General features: G+C 70.8%; 14 protein-coding genes. 8 read left to right on the top strand and 6 right to left on the bottom strand.

Annotation, left to right across the window (positions count from 1 at the left end; genetic code table 11):
• The first annotated feature begins 99 nt into the window (after positions 1–99).
• Positions 100–939 carry a helix-turn-helix domain-containing protein gene (locus ACIBQ1_RS22065; RefSeq protein WP_397280049.1) on the top strand — a complete coding sequence of 280 codons (840 nt, stop codon included), beginning with the start codon at positions 100–102 and terminating at the stop codon, positions 937–939.
• Between the two features lie 27 nt (positions 940–966).
• Here ACIBQ1_RS22065 and ACIBQ1_RS22060 read toward each other — a convergent pair whose 3' ends face one another.
• Positions 967–2,094, bottom strand: a complete 1,128-nt coding sequence (locus tag ACIBQ1_RS22060; RefSeq protein WP_397280048.1) for a DUF418 domain-containing protein — start codon at positions 2,092–2,094, stop codon at positions 967–969.
• 693 nt (positions 2,095–2,787) lie between these two features.
• Here ACIBQ1_RS22060 and ACIBQ1_RS22055 point away from each other — a divergent pair.
• Positions 2,788–3,516 carry a helix-turn-helix domain-containing protein gene (locus ACIBQ1_RS22055; RefSeq protein WP_397280352.1) on the top strand — a complete coding sequence of 243 codons (729 nt, stop codon included), beginning with the start codon at positions 2,788–2,790 and terminating at the stop codon, positions 3,514–3,516.
• 253 nt (positions 3,517–3,769) lie between these two features.
• On the opposite strand, the gene ACIBQ1_RS22050 is transcribed toward ACIBQ1_RS22055, so the two are convergent.
• Complete coding sequence (locus ACIBQ1_RS22050) at positions 3,770–4,048, bottom strand: hypothetical protein (RefSeq protein WP_397280046.1); 279 nt, start codon at positions 4,046–4,048, stop codon at positions 3,770–3,772.
• Between the two features lie 148 nt (positions 4,049–4,196).
• Entirely contained in the window at positions 4,197–4,445 is a 249-nt protein-coding gene (locus ACIBQ1_RS22045) for an acyl carrier protein (protein WP_397280045.1), read from the bottom strand.
• A gap of 170 nt (positions 4,446–4,615) precedes the next feature.
• Between ACIBQ1_RS22045 and ACIBQ1_RS22040 the strand changes: the two genes are divergently transcribed.
• The 4 genes from ACIBQ1_RS22040 to ACIBQ1_RS22025 all read left to right on the top strand — a co-directional run bounded on the left by ACIBQ1_RS22040 (position 4,616) and on the right by ACIBQ1_RS22025 (position 9,044).
• Positions 4,616–5,650 carry a 3-oxoacyl-ACP synthase III family protein gene (locus ACIBQ1_RS22040; RefSeq protein ID WP_397280044.1) on the top strand — a complete coding sequence of 345 codons (1,035 nt, stop codon included), beginning with the start codon at positions 4,616–4,618 and terminating at the stop codon, positions 5,648–5,650.
• 288 nt (positions 5,651–5,938) lie between these two features.
• On the top strand, positions 5,939–7,201 hold the full coding sequence (locus ACIBQ1_RS22035; RefSeq protein ID WP_397280042.1) for a beta-ketoacyl-[acyl-carrier-protein] synthase family protein: 1,263 nt from the start codon (positions 5,939–5,941) through the stop codon (positions 7,199–7,201).
• Positions 7,198–7,980 (top strand): SDR family NAD(P)-dependent oxidoreductase, encoded by a 783-nt coding sequence (locus ACIBQ1_RS22030; RefSeq protein WP_397280040.1) that lies wholly within the window; start codon positions 7,198–7,200, stop codon positions 7,978–7,980. Before ACIBQ1_RS22035 ends, ACIBQ1_RS22030 begins: the two co-directional genes overlap by 4 nt.
• A gap of 92 nt (positions 7,981–8,072) precedes the next feature.
• Positions 8,073–9,044 carry a zinc-binding dehydrogenase gene (locus tag ACIBQ1_RS22025; protein WP_397280038.1) on the top strand — a complete coding sequence of 324 codons (972 nt, stop codon included), beginning with the start codon at positions 8,073–8,075 and terminating at the stop codon, positions 9,042–9,044.
• Here the strand turns inward: ACIBQ1_RS22025 and ACIBQ1_RS22020 are convergent.
• A complete protein-coding gene (locus tag ACIBQ1_RS22020; RefSeq protein ID WP_397280037.1) occupies positions 9,034–9,654 on the bottom strand; it encodes a class I SAM-dependent methyltransferase in 621 nt (206 codons plus the stop codon). The two genes, ACIBQ1_RS22025 and ACIBQ1_RS22020, sit on opposite strands and share 11 nt — an antisense overlap.
• 54 nt (positions 9,655–9,708) lie before the next feature.
• On the opposite strand from ACIBQ1_RS22020, the gene ACIBQ1_RS22015 reads away from it, so the two are divergent.
• Together ACIBQ1_RS22015 and ACIBQ1_RS22010 are read left to right on the top strand one after the other, a co-directional pair.
• Positions 9,709–9,852, top strand: a complete 144-nt coding sequence (locus ACIBQ1_RS22015; protein ID WP_397280034.1) for a hypothetical protein — start codon at positions 9,709–9,711, stop codon at positions 9,850–9,852.
• Positions 9,853–9,957: 105 nt separating this feature from the next.
• A complete protein-coding gene (locus tag ACIBQ1_RS22010) occupies positions 9,958–11,877 on the top strand; it encodes an N-acetylmuramoyl-L-alanine amidase (RefSeq protein WP_397280033.1) in 1,920 nt (639 codons plus the stop codon).
• On the opposite strand, the gene ACIBQ1_RS22005 is transcribed toward ACIBQ1_RS22010, so the two are convergent.
• A complete protein-coding gene (locus ACIBQ1_RS22005; RefSeq protein ID WP_397280032.1) occupies positions 11,840–12,736 on the bottom strand; it encodes a MurR/RpiR family transcriptional regulator in 897 nt (298 codons plus the stop codon). The two genes, ACIBQ1_RS22010 and ACIBQ1_RS22005, sit on opposite strands and share 38 nt — an antisense overlap.
• Before the next feature lie 54 nt (positions 12,737–12,790).
• Positions 12,791–15,373: an alpha-glucan family phosphorylase gene (glgP, locus tag ACIBQ1_RS22000; RefSeq protein WP_397280031.1), complete on the bottom strand. Its 2,583-nt coding sequence runs from the start codon at positions 15,371–15,373 to the stop codon at positions 12,791–12,793.
• Positions 15,374–15,428 lie beyond the last annotated feature (55 nt).

Below are 15,428 nucleotides of genomic sequence, written 5' to 3'. Positions count from 1 at the left end.
GACACTCTGCAACGTGCCTGCTCCAGGTGGGAGTACCCCGTCGTTCCTGGGGGTGACAGGGCCAGGCAGCTACGATGCGGCGCGACTACCTTGGAATTCGTGGACGGTACGAACGCGCTCGGCGAGTTCCTGCGCGCCAGGCGTGAGCTGGTGCGCCCCGAGGACGTCGGGATCAGCGCCGGTGGCCTGCGGCGCGTGCCCGGCCTGCGCCGTGAGGAGGTCGCCACGCTCGCCGGCATCAGCTCCGACTACTACCTGCGACTGGAGCAGGGCCGCGACCGCAACCCCTCGGTGCAGGTCCTCGACGCGCTCGCCGCGGTCCTGCGGCTGGACGCCGACGCCACCGCCCACATGATCGGCCTGGCGCGCCTGCACGAGGAGCGGCGCGGGACTCCGCGCAGACGGCGCGCCCCGAAGCAGGAGCAGGTGCCGCCGAGCGTCCGCCGGCTCATCGACGGCTGGACCACCAATCCGGCGTTCGTGCACAACAAGCTCACCGACATCCTCGCCGTCAACACTCTGGGCGCGGCGCTGTCGCCGAACCACGCGCCCGGCGTGAACCTGCTCCGCGCCGTCTTCCTCGACCCGGCGGAGCGGGAGCTGCGGCGCGACTGGGAGCGGGCGACCGAGGACGCGGTGGCGAGCCTGCGCGCCCGCGTCGGGCCGGACGTCGACGATCCGCGGCTGGTGGAGCTCGTCGGCGACCTGTCACTGCGCAGCGACCGGTTCCGGCGGCTGTGGGCCCGCCACGACGTGCAGCCCCACAAGGCGCACGTCATCCGGCTGCGGCATCCGCTGGTCGGCGACATCGACCTCCAGTCCGACAAGCTCACCATCAACGGCACCGACGGTTTCATCCTGGCCGTCTTCCACGCCGAACCGGGCAGCCGCAGCGCCGAACTCCTGGGCCTGCTGGGCAGCCTCACAGCCTCGGACTGACACCAGCCTCATGGCTTCGGGATGGCATCACCGACGGCGGCCGTACGACATCCGCCGGAGGAGCACCTCCGCCGGGCCCCGGTAGCCGACGGCGCGCAACCACTCGGCCAGCGCGATCGACAACAGCCAGACCCCGACGGCGATCCCGAAGGTGGCGGCGAAGCTCACGTCGTCGTGCAGGCTCAGCGTGAACGGGTAGAAGAGCACCACCCAGATCACGGCCTGGAACAGGTAGAACGTCAACGACCGCTGCCCCAATGCCGCCAGGGCCGTGGTGAGCCGGCCACGCCGGACCTTGACCGCGACGAGCCCGACGGCGGCGGCCATGCCGATGCCGCCGGCGTATCCGGTCAGGTCGTGCGCGACGGCGACCGCCCAGCTGACGGGGGCCGAGGCAGGCGTCCACGCGCCGGCCGCGAGCAGCGCCGCGGGCAGCCTGCCCGCCACTGCCACGCCGATGAGGACCGCGGTGACGCGGCGCAGCAGCGGCAGGTGCCGCTCGGGCTCGTCGAGCACCCGGCGCCGGGCGGCCCAGATGCCCAGCATCATGCCCGGCACCACGGTGACGGTGGAGATCGCGGTCTCCACCGGCCAGGACGGGAGACTGGCCACGAGGTGGGCGCCGAAGGTGGGCTCCATGAACTCCGCCATCGTCACCGGCTTCGCCTGGGCCACCACGCTCTGCCAGGCCAGCAGGAGGGTCGCCGGGACGAGCGTCAGCAATCCTGTCCACCACAGCACCGCGTCCCGCGCTCGTACGAGGGGGGCGAGCATCAGCAGGGTCAGCCCGTACACCGCGATGATGTCGATGGGCACGAGCACGGCGGTGTTCACGAACCCGATGACGATCAGCCACAGCGCCCTGCGTCGCAGCAGGCTCCGGATCGAGATCCAGTCGCTGCCCCTGGCCTGCTGGCTGTGGGCTAACTGCCCGAGCCCGTAGCCGAACAGGAACACGAACATGTCGCGGGCCTGGTTGTCGGCGAACAGGGACTTGACGAACCTCGCCACGGCGTTGAGCGCGGCGGGGCCCGCGTCCCAGTCGCCGACGAACGCGGGCGCGTGGGACAGGGCGATCAGCAGCAGCATGAAGCCACGCGCCAGATCCGGCGCCAGCGCTCTCGCAGTCACGCCGGTGGGCGCCGTAAGGGTCATGTCGATTTCCTTCCAGTTCTGTAGGCCAGTTCCAGTCCGGGCCCGTACACCGCTCCCGTTCCGGGCCCGCACGCTGCTCCCGTTCCGGACCTGCACGCCGGACTGATGCGGCGGCGGGCCCGACGGCGCCGCTCAGGTATGTCCTGCGGGGCTCACCGGGAGCCGCTTCGAGGGAGATCCACCGCGAGCAGGGCGAGGTCACTGAACGGCAGCCGGGTATCGCCACCGGGAACGAGCCGCTGATCACCACTCCAGACCCGCAACCGCCACACGCTCGGGCAGCCCGGAACCCTGACGCCACCCCACCGGGCAACCCCAGAACCCCGACCGCCACCCCGCCCGGCCATTCCATGCCCCCAACCACCACCCCATCGGGCAGCCTTTCCACGGTGGCGTCGGTGACCAGCAACCTCGTCCAGCGCCTGCCGGGCCCCGCCTGGGCATGAGCTTTCACAACCCCTCATTCGCGATAGTACGTGTTCAGTTGCGACCAAAAGCTACGTTGCATTCAAATATATGTCAACCAGATCTGATCGATAATCTCGCATATGAGCAGGTTATATGGACCAAAGATTGCAATGAGTCTGCAATTGAACGCAACGCCCAAGCCTGCCGCTGTTGCAATGGAATGCGGTTGAACGCAATACTGGTCCACCAGATCGCCATGACAGGAGCCCCAGGAGGCGAGTGCCGATGCCAGGAGGCAGGCTGACCCAACAGGACCGCCGGGAGATCTCCGCAGGTCTGGCGGCAGGACTCGGCTACGCCGAGATCGCACGGCGCCTGGCCAGGCCGACCTCCACCGTCAGCCGGGAGGTCAGCCGCAACGGCGGCCCGCAAGCGTACCGGGCCGACCGAGCACACCAGGCGACCGAGCAACGCGCCCGCCGCCGCAAGCAGCCCCCTCGATCCGCGCCGCAGATCACCGACACGGCGTACGGCCGCGACCCCGAGGAGATGCGCGAATTCACGGAGCAGCTCGTCGACATCCTGGTACTGACGGGCCTACCCCGGATGCCGTCGAGGGTCCTGGCCTGCCTCTACACCACTGACGCCGGCGCGCTCACGGCGAAAGACCTCACCCAACGCCTTCAGGTCAGCCCCGCCTCGATCTCCACCGCCATCGCGTACCTGGAGGAGCAGGAGCTGATCAAACGCGACCGCGACCCACGGTGGCGTCGCGAGTTGTACAGCGTCGACAACGCCGTTTGGTACCGGTCGTTCCTGGCGAGCGCCCAGCGAAACTTCATGCTGGCCGAGACCGCTCGCAACGGGGCCCGCATATTGGGCGCCACAACACCCGCCGGCGCACGCTGTGAATTCGTGGGCGAATTTCTTCGGCGTACCGGCGAGGACATACTCCAGACGGCCGAACGCTGGCGTCACCTTTTGACCCCGCAAGCACGCGATAACCGTGCGTAACGAAAGCTCATTTAACGCGATCGGCCGAGGAGACGACATCGCCCTCCTTGCGAGTTGCCGTGAGGGCGGGCCTGGATTGCGCGGCCGGTGGCGGGTTCGTCGCACAGGGGGCGGCGACCAGCGCGACGGCGCTCGCCCAGTGCCGCGGTCACCCGGTGCGGCGGTCGCTTGTGCAGTTCCCCGGTAGGCGCCCAGCAGCTACCGGTAGGCGGGCCCGCCTACCGGGCCCGGAATAGTCAATGGGGTGGTCGCACTAACATGGCGTGCTTTCCAGGATCGTCACGTCCTTTGGTGTTCTGCCGCCGATGAAGTCAGAAAGGGAAACCTGGTCTCCCTTGACGATCTTTTTCACGGGAATGCTCACGTCGCCCATCGTGACGAAGTCCATAAAGGACTTGGCTATTGCCTTCACCGGGACTTTCATGCAGACTTTCCCGTCCTGGCCCGCGTTCGGTGGGGTGTCGGCGGTGGCGGCCGGGCCGGAGAGCAGGGCGGCGCCGATGGCGGTCGCGGTCAGAGCGTGCTTGTACATGCTGCTTCCTTCGTGGCCGGCGAGAAGATCCGAGTTGGGTTGTCGCCGCCGCGGCCGCAAAAGGGGCTGGCTGGTGTCGGTGGTGCGGCATGGGGCGGTATGGCGACGCGCAGGCCCCAGTCGGCGGGCGGAGCGGCGCGGGCGTTCTTCACACACTCGTCCCGACCAGGAGGCGGGCCCGCGTGAGGACGTCGGCGATCGTGTGCACCCCGGCGAGGGTCTCGCGCGGCATCGGGCCCCACGCGTCCTCCATGGCGACGTGGAGTTCGGCGAGGTCGAGGCTGTCGGCCTCCAGGTCCTCATGGAGCCGTGCGTCCAGTGTGACCCGGCTCGGGTGGACCTTCAGAATGCTGACGCAGTGATCGCGTACCACCGCCAGGATCTCCTCGTCGCTCACACCAGGCCCCTTCCTCGTAGCGGTCTAGTCACCTAGCGTTGCCGATCACCCGATAAATGGTCACTGGTGACGCGGAACCCGCCGTTAAGGAGTTGATCAAGTTTCGAGGGTCGCGACGGGCCCCCGCGGCACCGCGTACCTATCCTGAGCAGCACCTGATCTTGAGGGGGATGGACGTGGCCGCGCAGCCCGAGACGAACCCGAGGCGGTACGCCCACGTCGCGGGAGTGGCGGTGCACCTGCCCGAGGAGAGCATGACCACGCCGGAGCTGGAAGGCTTGCTGGCCGCGCGTAATCCCGGCACGCATATTCCCCGCGGCGTCATCGAGCAGGCCAGCGGCGTGCAGCGGCGCCACGTCGCCGCTCCCGGCCAGACTGCCGCGGGGCTGGCCGCGGCCGCCGCCCGTACCCTGCTCGAACAGACCGGGCACGTCCCGCCCGTCATCGACCTGATCATCTACGCGGGGGTTAGCGTCGACGCCGTCGAGCCCGCCACCGCGCACATGGTGGCCGCCGAGCTGGGGGCGAGCTGCCCGGTATTCGATGTACGCAATGCATGCAACAGCGTTCTGAACGCGATCGAGCTGGCCGACACCCTCATCACGGCCGGCCGCTACCGCACGGTCCTCATCGTGTGCGGGGAGATCGTCACTCCGGCCATCCGCTGGCACGTCGAGTCGGCCGCGGATTTCGCCGCCGCCGGCCCCTCCTACACCGTCTCCGACTCGGGGACGGCCATGTTGCTGGAGGCCAGTGCGGTGCCCGGGGTGCTGGGGCACCGATTCTGCGCCAGTTCGGCGTATTGGGAGGCGGCCGTCCTGCCGGTCACGCGTTCCGCCTCGGCCGGTTATCAGTTCGGCGCGTTCACCGTGGATCCCGTGGGGCTGGCCGTCGGAGTGCACAAGCTCGACCGGTCGGTGCTGCGGGCGCCGCTGGACGAGCGCGGGCTCGACTGGGACGACATGGCGGCGATCTGCGTACACCAGGCGTCCCTGTCGTCGTTGCACACCTTCTGCGAGGCGATCGGGATCCCGCTGGGCAAGGTGGTGGTGACCGTTGCCGAGCACGGGAACCTCGTCGCCTCCACGATCCCGGTGCAGTTGCACCAGGCGGTCCGGTCGGGCCGGGTCCAGCGGGGGGATCTGGTCGCGTTGGTGGGGGTGGCCAGCGGGGTCAGCGCTGGGACTGTACTTCTGCGCTGGTGAACTCCCGCGCTGGTGGCGGTCGCCATGGCCGCCTCTTCTGCGTCACGGCGGCCGGAAGGCGCTTTGGGAACGGTGACCGACCCCGAGGGTGGACGGCGCTGGGAGTGCGGGGGCGGTGGCTCGCGCCAGACGCAGCAAGGCTGGGCCTCGGCATCGAAAGTTTGGGGTGGTGGTCAGTCCCGAAGGAGTGGATGGGGGCGTGGCCGGTTTGAGGGTGAGTTAAACGTCCGCGACACTACGGGGTTGTCGCACTACTTTCCGTGATAACGCGTGCGATGATCGGTTTTCATGTGGGACATGCGATCCAACGGAGCTCCACCGCGCTCCCGCGTGGCCGTGACCGGTATGGGTGTTCGTACCCCGGCCGGCGCCCAGCCCAGGGAGCTGTGGGGTGCCCTGCTGTCCGGCCGGTCGGCGGCACGTACGATCACCTCGTTCGACGCCGAGGGCCTGCCGGCGGACTTCGCCTGCCAGGTGCCCGACCTCGACCTGGACGGCTACGTGAAGCCCAGGGACGCCCGCCGGATGGACCGGGTCACGCGGCTGGCGTTCTGCGCGGCGACCGATGCCCTGGCCGATGCCGGGCATCCGCCGGCCGTGCCTGAGCGCCGGGCGGTCGTGACCGGGACCGGGTACGGCGGCACCGCCACCCAGGAGGTCGCCTTCGGCGCCCTGGACGAACGCGGGCGCGCCTGGCCGGGCCCCCTGCACATCCCCATGAGCATGCACAACGCCGCCGCCGCGGAGATCAGCATCCGGCACGCGTTCCTCGGCCCGAGCATGTCGGTGGCCACCGCGTGCGCCTCCGGCACCCACGCCATAGGCGAGGGCGCGCGGCTGGTGCGCGACGGGACGGCCGACGTGGTGCTGGCGGGCGGCATGGAGGCGTGCGTGCTGGCCAGCGCGCTGGCGGGGTTCGGGCGGGCGGGAGCGCTGTCGCGCCGCGTGTCGGAGCCCGAACGCGCCAGCCGGCCCTTCGACGCCGACCGAGACGGGTTCGTGCTGGGTGAGGGCGCCGCGTTCCTCGTGCTGGAACGGCTGGAGGACGCGCTGTGCCGGGGCGCCCACGTGTACGCCGAGCTGAGCGGGTACGGCCGGACGTCCGACGGCCATCACCTCACGGCCCCCCACCCCGAGGGCGACGGCGCGTACCGGTGCATGCGGGCCGCGCTGGCCGACGCCGGGATCGCGGCGGCCGACGTCGTCCACGTGAACGCGCACGCCACCTCCACCCGCCTCAACGACGAGATCGAGGCGCGGGCGATCGCGCGGCTGTTCGGCGCGTACGGGGTGCCCGTCACGGGGAGCAAGAGCGTGGTCGGCCACGCCCTGGGGGCCTCGGGCGCCATCGAGGCCGTGATCAGCGTGCTGACGCTGCGCGAGCTCACCGTCCACCCCACCGCGAACCTCGACCGCCAGGACCCGGCCTGTCCCGTCGACGTCGTGACCGGGCCGCGCCCCATCGTTCCCGGGCCGGTGCTGTCCAACTCGTTCGCCTTCGGCGGGCACAACGCGACCCTCGTCTTCACCCCGTTCCTGGAGGACCGATGAAGCTCGCCGGCACGACCGCCCTGGTCACGGGCGCCAGCGGCGGCATCGGCCAGGCCACGGCCCGCGCGCTCGCCCGGCACGGCGCGCGCCTGGTCCTGACCGGCCGCGACGCCCGCGTGTTGCGGGCGCTGGCCGCGGAGGTGGGCGGACGTGCCGTCCCCGCCGACCTGACCGGCCGCAACGCCATCGCGAAGATGATGAAACAGGCCGGACCGGTCGACATCCTGGTGGCCAACGCCGGGGTCATCGCGCCCGCCCGGATGACCGATCACGATCTCGACGAGATCGACCACTACCTGCAGCTCAACCTGCGCGTGCCGCTCGTGATGGCCCGCCTGGCCGCCGAGCGGATGGTGGCCAACGGGCGCGGCCACCTGGTGTTCATGAGCTCGATCGGCGGGAAGATGGCGCATCCGCACCTCGCCGTCTACAACGCGACCAAGCACGGCCTGCGGGGGTTCGGGCACGCCGCCAGGATGGACCTGGCGCCCTATGGCGTCGGCGTGTCGGTCATCTGCCCGGGGCTGGTGCGCGACGCCGGGATGCTCACGCGTACCTCGCTGACCGTGCCTCCGTGGATGACGCGCAGCCCGCTGCACGTGGCACGGGCGGTGTGCCGGGCCATCCTGACCGACGCCGCGGAGATCGACGTCGCGCCGCTGCCCGTCCGCGTCGCGGCCGGGCTGGCGAGCGTGTGGCCCGCGGCCGGGGCTCGGGTGCAGCGCATCATGGGAGTCGAGGGGTACGCCCGCGCCGCCGCCGGCCGCGGCTTCCTGTGAGCGGTTGACGTCAAAGCATGGCGGTTGACATCAAGCAAGGTTGAGGTTGCAGGCTCGGAGGACGAAGTGACCGCCACCTCCGGGAGTGCGCCATGCATGCCGTCGTCCTGCACACCTTCGGCCCCGCCGAGAACCTCCGCTACGAGAGCGTCCCCGACCCCGAGCCGGGTCCCGGCCAGGTGCGCGTCGCGGTCAGGGCGGCCGGGGTGCACCTGATCGAGACGACCATGCGTTCGGGGCTGACCGGCGGCATGACGCCGCCGCTGCCGGAGCTTCCGGCGATCTTCGGCGGCGAGGTGGCCGGACGCGTGGACCAAGTGGGTCCCGGGGTGGATCCGTCCTGGATCGGGCGCGATGTGGTGACCGCGCGCGGCCGGCCCGGCGGCTACGCGGAGCTGGCGGTCGCGGACGTGACGTCCGTGCACCCGATCACCTCCGGTTACGAGACGGCCGTGGCCATGATCGTCACCGGGGTGACCGCGCTGCAGTTCCTGGACGTGGCCGAGCTGACCCCTGACGACGTGGTGCTGGTGACCTCGGCGGCCGGCGGCATCGGCCGCCTGATCGTCCAGTACGCGCGCGGTCTCGGCGCCAAGGTCGTCGGCGCGGCGGGCGGGCCCGCGAAGGTGGCGGCCGTACGCGACCTCGGGGCGGACCTCGCCGTCGACTACGAGCAGCCCGGCTGGGAGGAGAACGTCGTCAAGGAGCTGGGCGACCACCCGGTCACGGCCCTGCTCGACGGGGTCGGCGGCGACAAGGCGCGGGCCGCGTTCGGGCTGCTGGCCGACGGCGGCCGGTACGTCACCATCGGCAACGCCTCCCGGCAGGACTTCCAGCCGGACCCTCAGACGGTGAAGGAGCGCGGCCTCACCGTGACCAACGCCCTGATGCTGCTGCTCGGCGAGCCGAACACGCGCCCGCAGTACGAGGTCAGGGCCCTGGCGGCGGCGGCCGACGGCACGCTGACCCCTGCCGTGCGGACGTTCCCGCTCTCGGAGGCGGCGGCCGCCCACGCCGCGCTCGAAAGCAGGCGGACGACGGGCAAGGTCGTGCTCATCCCTTAGCCGCGACGGCGTACTGCGGGTTTTCTGGGCGGTAGGACGAGCCGACGACGGTGAACCCGGCCTCGGCCAGCCGCGCTTCGAGGTCGGCGGGGGTGAACGGCTCCCGGTCGCCGACCACGATCCGCCGGCGCTCGCGATAGAGCAGCTCCCAGTTGCGGGAGTCGACGATCAGCGTGCCGGTCGGGGACAGCACCTGCCGCATCCCCGACAGCGCCGCCACCATGGCCTCGCGCGACCCCGTGTGGACGAGGGAGTTGCCCAGGCACAGCACCAGCTCGTACGGCCCGCTCACGGCGGCGGACAGGTCCTCCCACCGGGAGGTGAGCACCTCCACGTCGGCGGGCAGTCGCCGCCGCGCCTGCGCCACCATCGCGGGGCCGCCGTCGGTGGCGGTCACCTGGAACCCGGCGTGCGCCAGCGCCATGGCGTCCGTCCCGATGCCGCAGGCGCAGTCGAGCACCGGGGCGCCGGGCGGAAGGGCGTCGACCACGGACCGGATGAACTCCCGGCTGGAGACGGACGTGCCGCCGATCACGCCCGGCGGATTCACGATCTCGTCGGCGAAGATCCAGTGGTAGTCGACGGCCAGGTCGCGGTAGTAGTCCGGCACACGACGAGCCTCGCACGATCACCAGACCCGGTCCAGCGAATAAGGTGGCGGGCGATGGGCACCTTACGATCTCCCCGCCTGAAGCCCGGCGATCGGGTCCGGGTCGACGGCCACCACCCGCCCACCATCCCCATCGGCACGAAGGCCACCGTCGACACGGCCGCGGGCACCCTGACCGTGCAGGCCGCCGTGAGGTGATCCGCGGCAATCGATGAAGAATGTCTTCGCAAAGATCTCGCCTACGAAGGAAAATGTTGAGACGCTGATCTGCACCAGGTGCCCCCCAGTCCCGAGGAGTGGTTCATGCGCCGCCTACTGGCGATCTCCGCGGTCGCCGCGCTGCCCTTAACGTCCGGCGTCACCCCAGCTCACGCCCAGGATCCCGGCGACCGGCAGCAGGCCTTCGCGGCCGCCGCGCAGGAGTTCGAGGTGCCCGAGAGCATCCTGCTCGGCGTGTCCTACCTGGAGTCGCGGTGGGATGCCCATGCCGGGCAGCCGTCCAACGATGCCGGGTTCGGGCCCATGCATCTCACCGACGCCGCCGCGTACACCGCCTCCAACCATCACAGCGAGGGCGAGGAGGATGCCCGGGGCGACGAGACCCGGCCCCTGCCCGCCCCCGAACCCCAGGCGTCCCCCGCCGAGATCCCCGCCTCCCTCCGCACCATGGAGAAGGCCGCGCAGCTCACCGGCGAGACCCACGAGCGGCTGCGTACGGACGACGTCGCCAACATCCGGGGCGGCGCCGCGCTGCTCGCCGACTACCAGAAGGCGCTCGGCGCGCCGCTGAGCGCCAACCCCGCCGAGTGGTACGGCGCCGTCGCCAAGTACTCCGGCGCCCAGGAGGCCGGGGCGGCGAAGTTCTTCGCCGACGAGGTGTTCACGACGATCAAGGACGGCGTCGCGCGCACCACCGACGACGGCCAGCGGGTCGCCCTCCCGGCGGTCCCGGGCCTGGACAAGATCGAGAAGTGGCTGGAGAAGCTCGGTCTCCGCCCGTCCAGGACGGACGGCGTGGAGTGCCCGGTCTCGGTCTCGTGCGAGTGGATCCCGTCCGCGTACCAGGAGCTGCCCCCGGACGACTACGGGCACTACGACCTGGCGAACCGGCCGGTCAGCCAGAAGATCGAGTACATCATCATTCACGACATGGAGGGATACTTCGACTCCTCCATCCGCCTGAACCAGGACCCGAAGTACGGCGCCAGCTGGCAGTACTCCGTACGCTCCAGCGACGGCCACATCGCCCAGCACATCAAGGGCAAGGACGTCGCCTGGCAGGCCGGCAACTGGTACATCAACGCCAAGTCCATCGGCATCGAGCACGAGGGCTTCCTGGCCGAGGGCAGCACCTGGTACACCGAGGCGATGTACCGGTCGAGCGCCCGCCTGGTCCGCTACCTGGCCTTCAGGTACGGCATCCCGCTCGACCGCGCCCACATCCTGGGCCACGACAACGTGCCCGGCACCCTGCCCACGACCGTCAAGGGGATGCACGAGGACCCGGGCCCGTTCTGGGACTGGGCGCACTACTTCAAGCTGATGGGCGCCCCGCTGCACCGGTTCGGCGGGCCCAGGTCCGGGTCGGTCATGATCAAGCCGGACTTCGCGACGAACAAGCCGTACTTCTACGGGTGCGACCGCAAGAACCCGAACAACGCCTGCCCGCCGCTCCCCGCGAGCACGGTCTGGCTCCGTACCGAGCCGAGGTCGGACGCGCCGCTGGTCAAGGACATCGGCAAGCACCCCACGGGCGAGTCCCTCTACAGCGTGTACGACCACAGCGCCCGCGCCACCACCGGCCAGCGCTTCGCCGTGGCCGACCGCCAGGGCGACTGGACGGCCATCTGGTACCTCGGCCAGAAGGCGTGGTTCTTCAACCCGGCGAGCGCGCCGACCGCCGTCCCGTCAGCCGGCCTCGTGGTCACCCCGAAGCCGGGCAAGGCCACCGTCCCCGTGTACGGCAGGGCGTACCCCGAGCAGGAGGCGTACCCGGCGGACATCCCGTACCAGGCGGTGACCCCGCTGCAGTACACGTTCTCGGCAGGCGAGAAGTACACGCTCGCCGGGCCGGCGCCCGCCGAGTACTACCGGGCGGTCACGTTCACCATGGACCAGGACCACAAGGTGGTGCGGGGCAAGACGAAGTACCTGCAGATCCAGTTCGGCCACCGCGTCATGTTCGTCAAGGCTGACGACGTGCAGGTGAAGTTCTCCGGGTGAACTCCTTGACGGCGCGCCTGGTGCTCGCGAGCGCCTCCTGAGAGGAGTCGTACGTGCGCTGGGCGACGCCGACGAAGACGCAGTCGACGACGAGGAGCTGGCTGATCCGGCTGGCCAGGGCGCCGGGGCGGAACTCCGTCTCGCGCCCGGCGGAGATCAGCACGAGTTCGGCCAGCTCCGCGATGGACGAGCGCGGGTTGTTCGTGATCGCGACCGTGGTGGCCCCGGCCTCCTTGGCCCGGGTCAGCGGCTCGATCACGTCGGGCGTCTCCCCCGACGTGCTGATGCCGATCGCCACGTCGCCCTCCCTGAGCAGCACCGCGCTGGTCAGCGCCAGGTGCGCGTCCTGGAAGGCGTGGCTGGACAGCCCGATGCGCAGCAGCTTCTGCGCGACGTCCTCGGCCACCAGCCCGGAGGCGCCCACGCCGTACGCGTCGATCCGCCGCGCCCCCACGATGGCGTCCACGACCAGGCCCAGCCGCTCGGAGGTCAGCTGGGCCACGGTGTCGTTGATCGCCTCCGACTCGGCCCGCGCGACCTTCTGGATGACCTCCGACAGCGGGTCGTCGGGCGCCAGGTCGCCGGGCACGAGCCGGTCGGGCTGCGCGGCGGCCGCCGCTAAGGCCAGCCGGAGCTGGGGGTATCCCGCGAACCCGAGCAGCCGCGCCGTGCGCACGATCGTGGCCTCGCTGGTGCCCGAGGCGGCGGAGAGCTCCGTGATGGTGCTCCTGGCCACCGTCGCGGGGTCCTCCAGGATGAGCCGGGCGACGGTCTGCGCGGCCGGCGTCAGGGACGGCAGCACACCGCGGACCGTGGCCACCAGAGTGTCGGCCCGCAAGCCGTTGCCGCTGTCTTCCACGTCCTGATTATGCCGTCCGTTTACACGCGATATGCCGGTCGTGGGTACCCCTGTTTAACGCAATGTGCCATTTGTCATACCGACGGGTTCCTCCGGCACGGCTATCAGGCCCAGTTCGGCGGGAGTGGCCGCCAGCGAGTGGTAAGGGACGACTCTCACGGTGTAACCGAACGCTCCCGTGCGGTCGAGCGGCACCGTGCCGGTGTAGTGGGCCCGCCCGTCGTCGCCCGTCGAGGCGACGGTGAGCTTCGCGTACGCCGGATGCGCCAGCTCGTCGTGCGGCCCGACCTTGCCGTAGGCGGCCTCGACCAGCACGTCGTCGGGCTCCAGGTCGCCGAGCGCGATCGTGGCGTGCAGCTCGATGGTGGCGCCCACCTCCGGCGTGTCCCCCACGCCCGAGGCCTCGACGTGCTCGACGCGTACCCCGGGCCAGGCTCTGGTGACCCGGACCCGCCAGGCCGCGAACGCCTTGGCGGGCGCGTACGAGTCGGCCGACAGCGCGTTGGCCGCGGCGGCGGCCGGGTTGTACAGGTCGACCACGTAGTCCCGCAGCATGCGCCCGGCCAGCACCTTCGGGCCCAGCGAGGTGAGCGTGTGCTTGACCATCTCCAGCCAGCGCCGCGGCAGCCCGTCGACGGGTCGGTCGTAGAACCGGTCGGACACCTCGTGCTCGATCAGGTCGTAGAGGGCGGCGGCCTCCAGCTCGTCCCGGCGATCGGGGTCCGTCACGCCGTCGGCGGTCGGGATCGCCCAGCCGTTGGTGCCGTCGTACCACTCGTCCCACCAGCCGTCGCGGATCGACAGGTTGAGCCCGCCGTTGAGCGCGGACTTCATCCCCGAGGTGCCGGACGCCTCCAGCGGGCGCAGCGGGTTGTTCAGCCAGACGTCGCAGCCCTGGACCATGAGCCGGCCGAGCGCCATGTCGTAGTCGGGCAGGAACACGATGCGGTGGCGGACGTTCGCCCGGTCGGCGAACTTGACGATCTGCTGGATCAGCTTCTTCCCGCCCTCGTCGGCGGGGTGCGCCTTGCCGGCGATCACGATCTGGACCGGCTTGTCCGGATCGAGCAGCAGCTCGGTGAGCCGCCGGGAGTCGCGCAGCATCAGCGTGAGCCGCTTGTACGACGGCACCCGCCGGGCGAAGCCGATGGTCAGCACGTCGGGGTCGAGCGCGTCGTCGATCCAGCCGAGCTCGGCGTCCGAGGCGCCCCGCTCCCGCCACGACCTGCGCAGGCGCACCCGGGCGCCCTCGACGAGCCGCTGCCGCAGCGTGCTCCTGATCTGCCAGATGTCGGCGTCGGAGATCTTCTGGATGCCCTCCCAGCCGCGGGCCCGCTCCAGCAGCGAGGGCAGCTCCCGCCCGGCCAGCTCCATGAGCTCCCTGCCGACCCAGGTGGGCGCGTGCACGCCGTTCGTGATCGAGCCGATCGGCACCTCGTCCACGTCGAACCCGGGCCACAGATCCTGGAACATCTCCCGGCTGACCTCGCCGTGCAGCTTGGAGACGCCGTTGACCCGCTGGGCCAGCCGCATGCCCATGACGGCCATGTTGAACCGGGTGGGATCGGACTCCGCGCCCAGCGCCAGGATCCGCTCGACGGGCACGGTCGGCCAGGCGTTCGAGCCGCCGAAATGGCGCTCGATCATGTCCACGGGGAACCTGTCGATGCCCGCGGGGACGGGCGTGTGCGTGGTGAACACCGTGCCCGCCCGCACGGCCTCCAGCGCCTCGTCGAACGAGAGCCGCGCCTCGGTGAGCTCGCGGATGCGCTCCAGGCCGAGGAAGCCGGCGTGCCCCTCGTTCGTGTGGAACACCTCGGGATCGGGGTGCCCGGTGATCCGGCAGTACGCCCTGATGGCCCGCACACCACCCACGCCCAGCAGCAGCTCCTGCATGAGCCGGTGGTCGGTGCCCCCGCCGTAGAGGCGGTCGGTGACGTCGCGGGCGGCCGTGTCGTTCTCGGCCACGTCGGAGTCGAGCAGCAGCAGCGGCACCCGCCCGACCTGCGCCACCCAGATCTGCGCGTGCAGCTCGCGCTCGCCGGGCAGGGCGAGGCGGATCTTGACGCTCTCGCCGTCGGCGTCCTTCAGCAGGCTGAGCGGCAGGCCGCCGGCGTCGAGCGACGGGTAGTGCTCCAGCTGCCAGCCCTCCGGCGACAGCGACTGCGTGAAGTAGCCGTGGCGGTAGAGCAGGCCGACCGCGAGGATCGGCACGCCCAGGTCGCTGGCGGACTTGAGGTGGTCTCCGGCCAGGATGCCGAGGCCGCCCGAGTACTGGGGCAGGGCGGTGGCGATGCCGTATTCCGGGGAGAAGTACGCGATGGCCCGCGCCCCGTCGGGCAGCGTCTGGTACCAGCGCGGGGAGGTCATGTATTCGCGCAGGTCGTCGGCCGCGTCGGCGAGACGGCGCAGGAAGCGGCGGTCTGCGGCCAGCTCGGTGAGCCGGGCAGGGGAGACCGCGCCGAGCAGGGCCACGGGGTCGTGCCCGACCTGCTCCCAGAGGTCGGCGTCGACCTCCGCGAAGAGGTCCATCGTCTCCGGGTGCCAGGACCAACGGAGATTGTGCACGAGCTCGCCGAGGGCGGCCAGCTCCGCGGGCAGGACGGTGCGGACGGTAAACCGGCGGATTGCTCTCACGTTTCTGCACCCTACGGGCTAGGAGGGACCTCTCAGTCCTTCACCCCCATGAAGG

The organism is Nonomuraea sp. NPDC050153, from assembly GCF_044460125.1.
In the GTDB taxonomy this organism is placed as follows: Bacteria; Actinomycetota; Actinomycetes; order Streptosporangiales; family Streptosporangiaceae; genus Nonomuraea.
The sequence above is the reverse complement of the archived record's forward strand: the minus strand, read 5'-3'. Positions and strand labels throughout refer to the sequence as shown.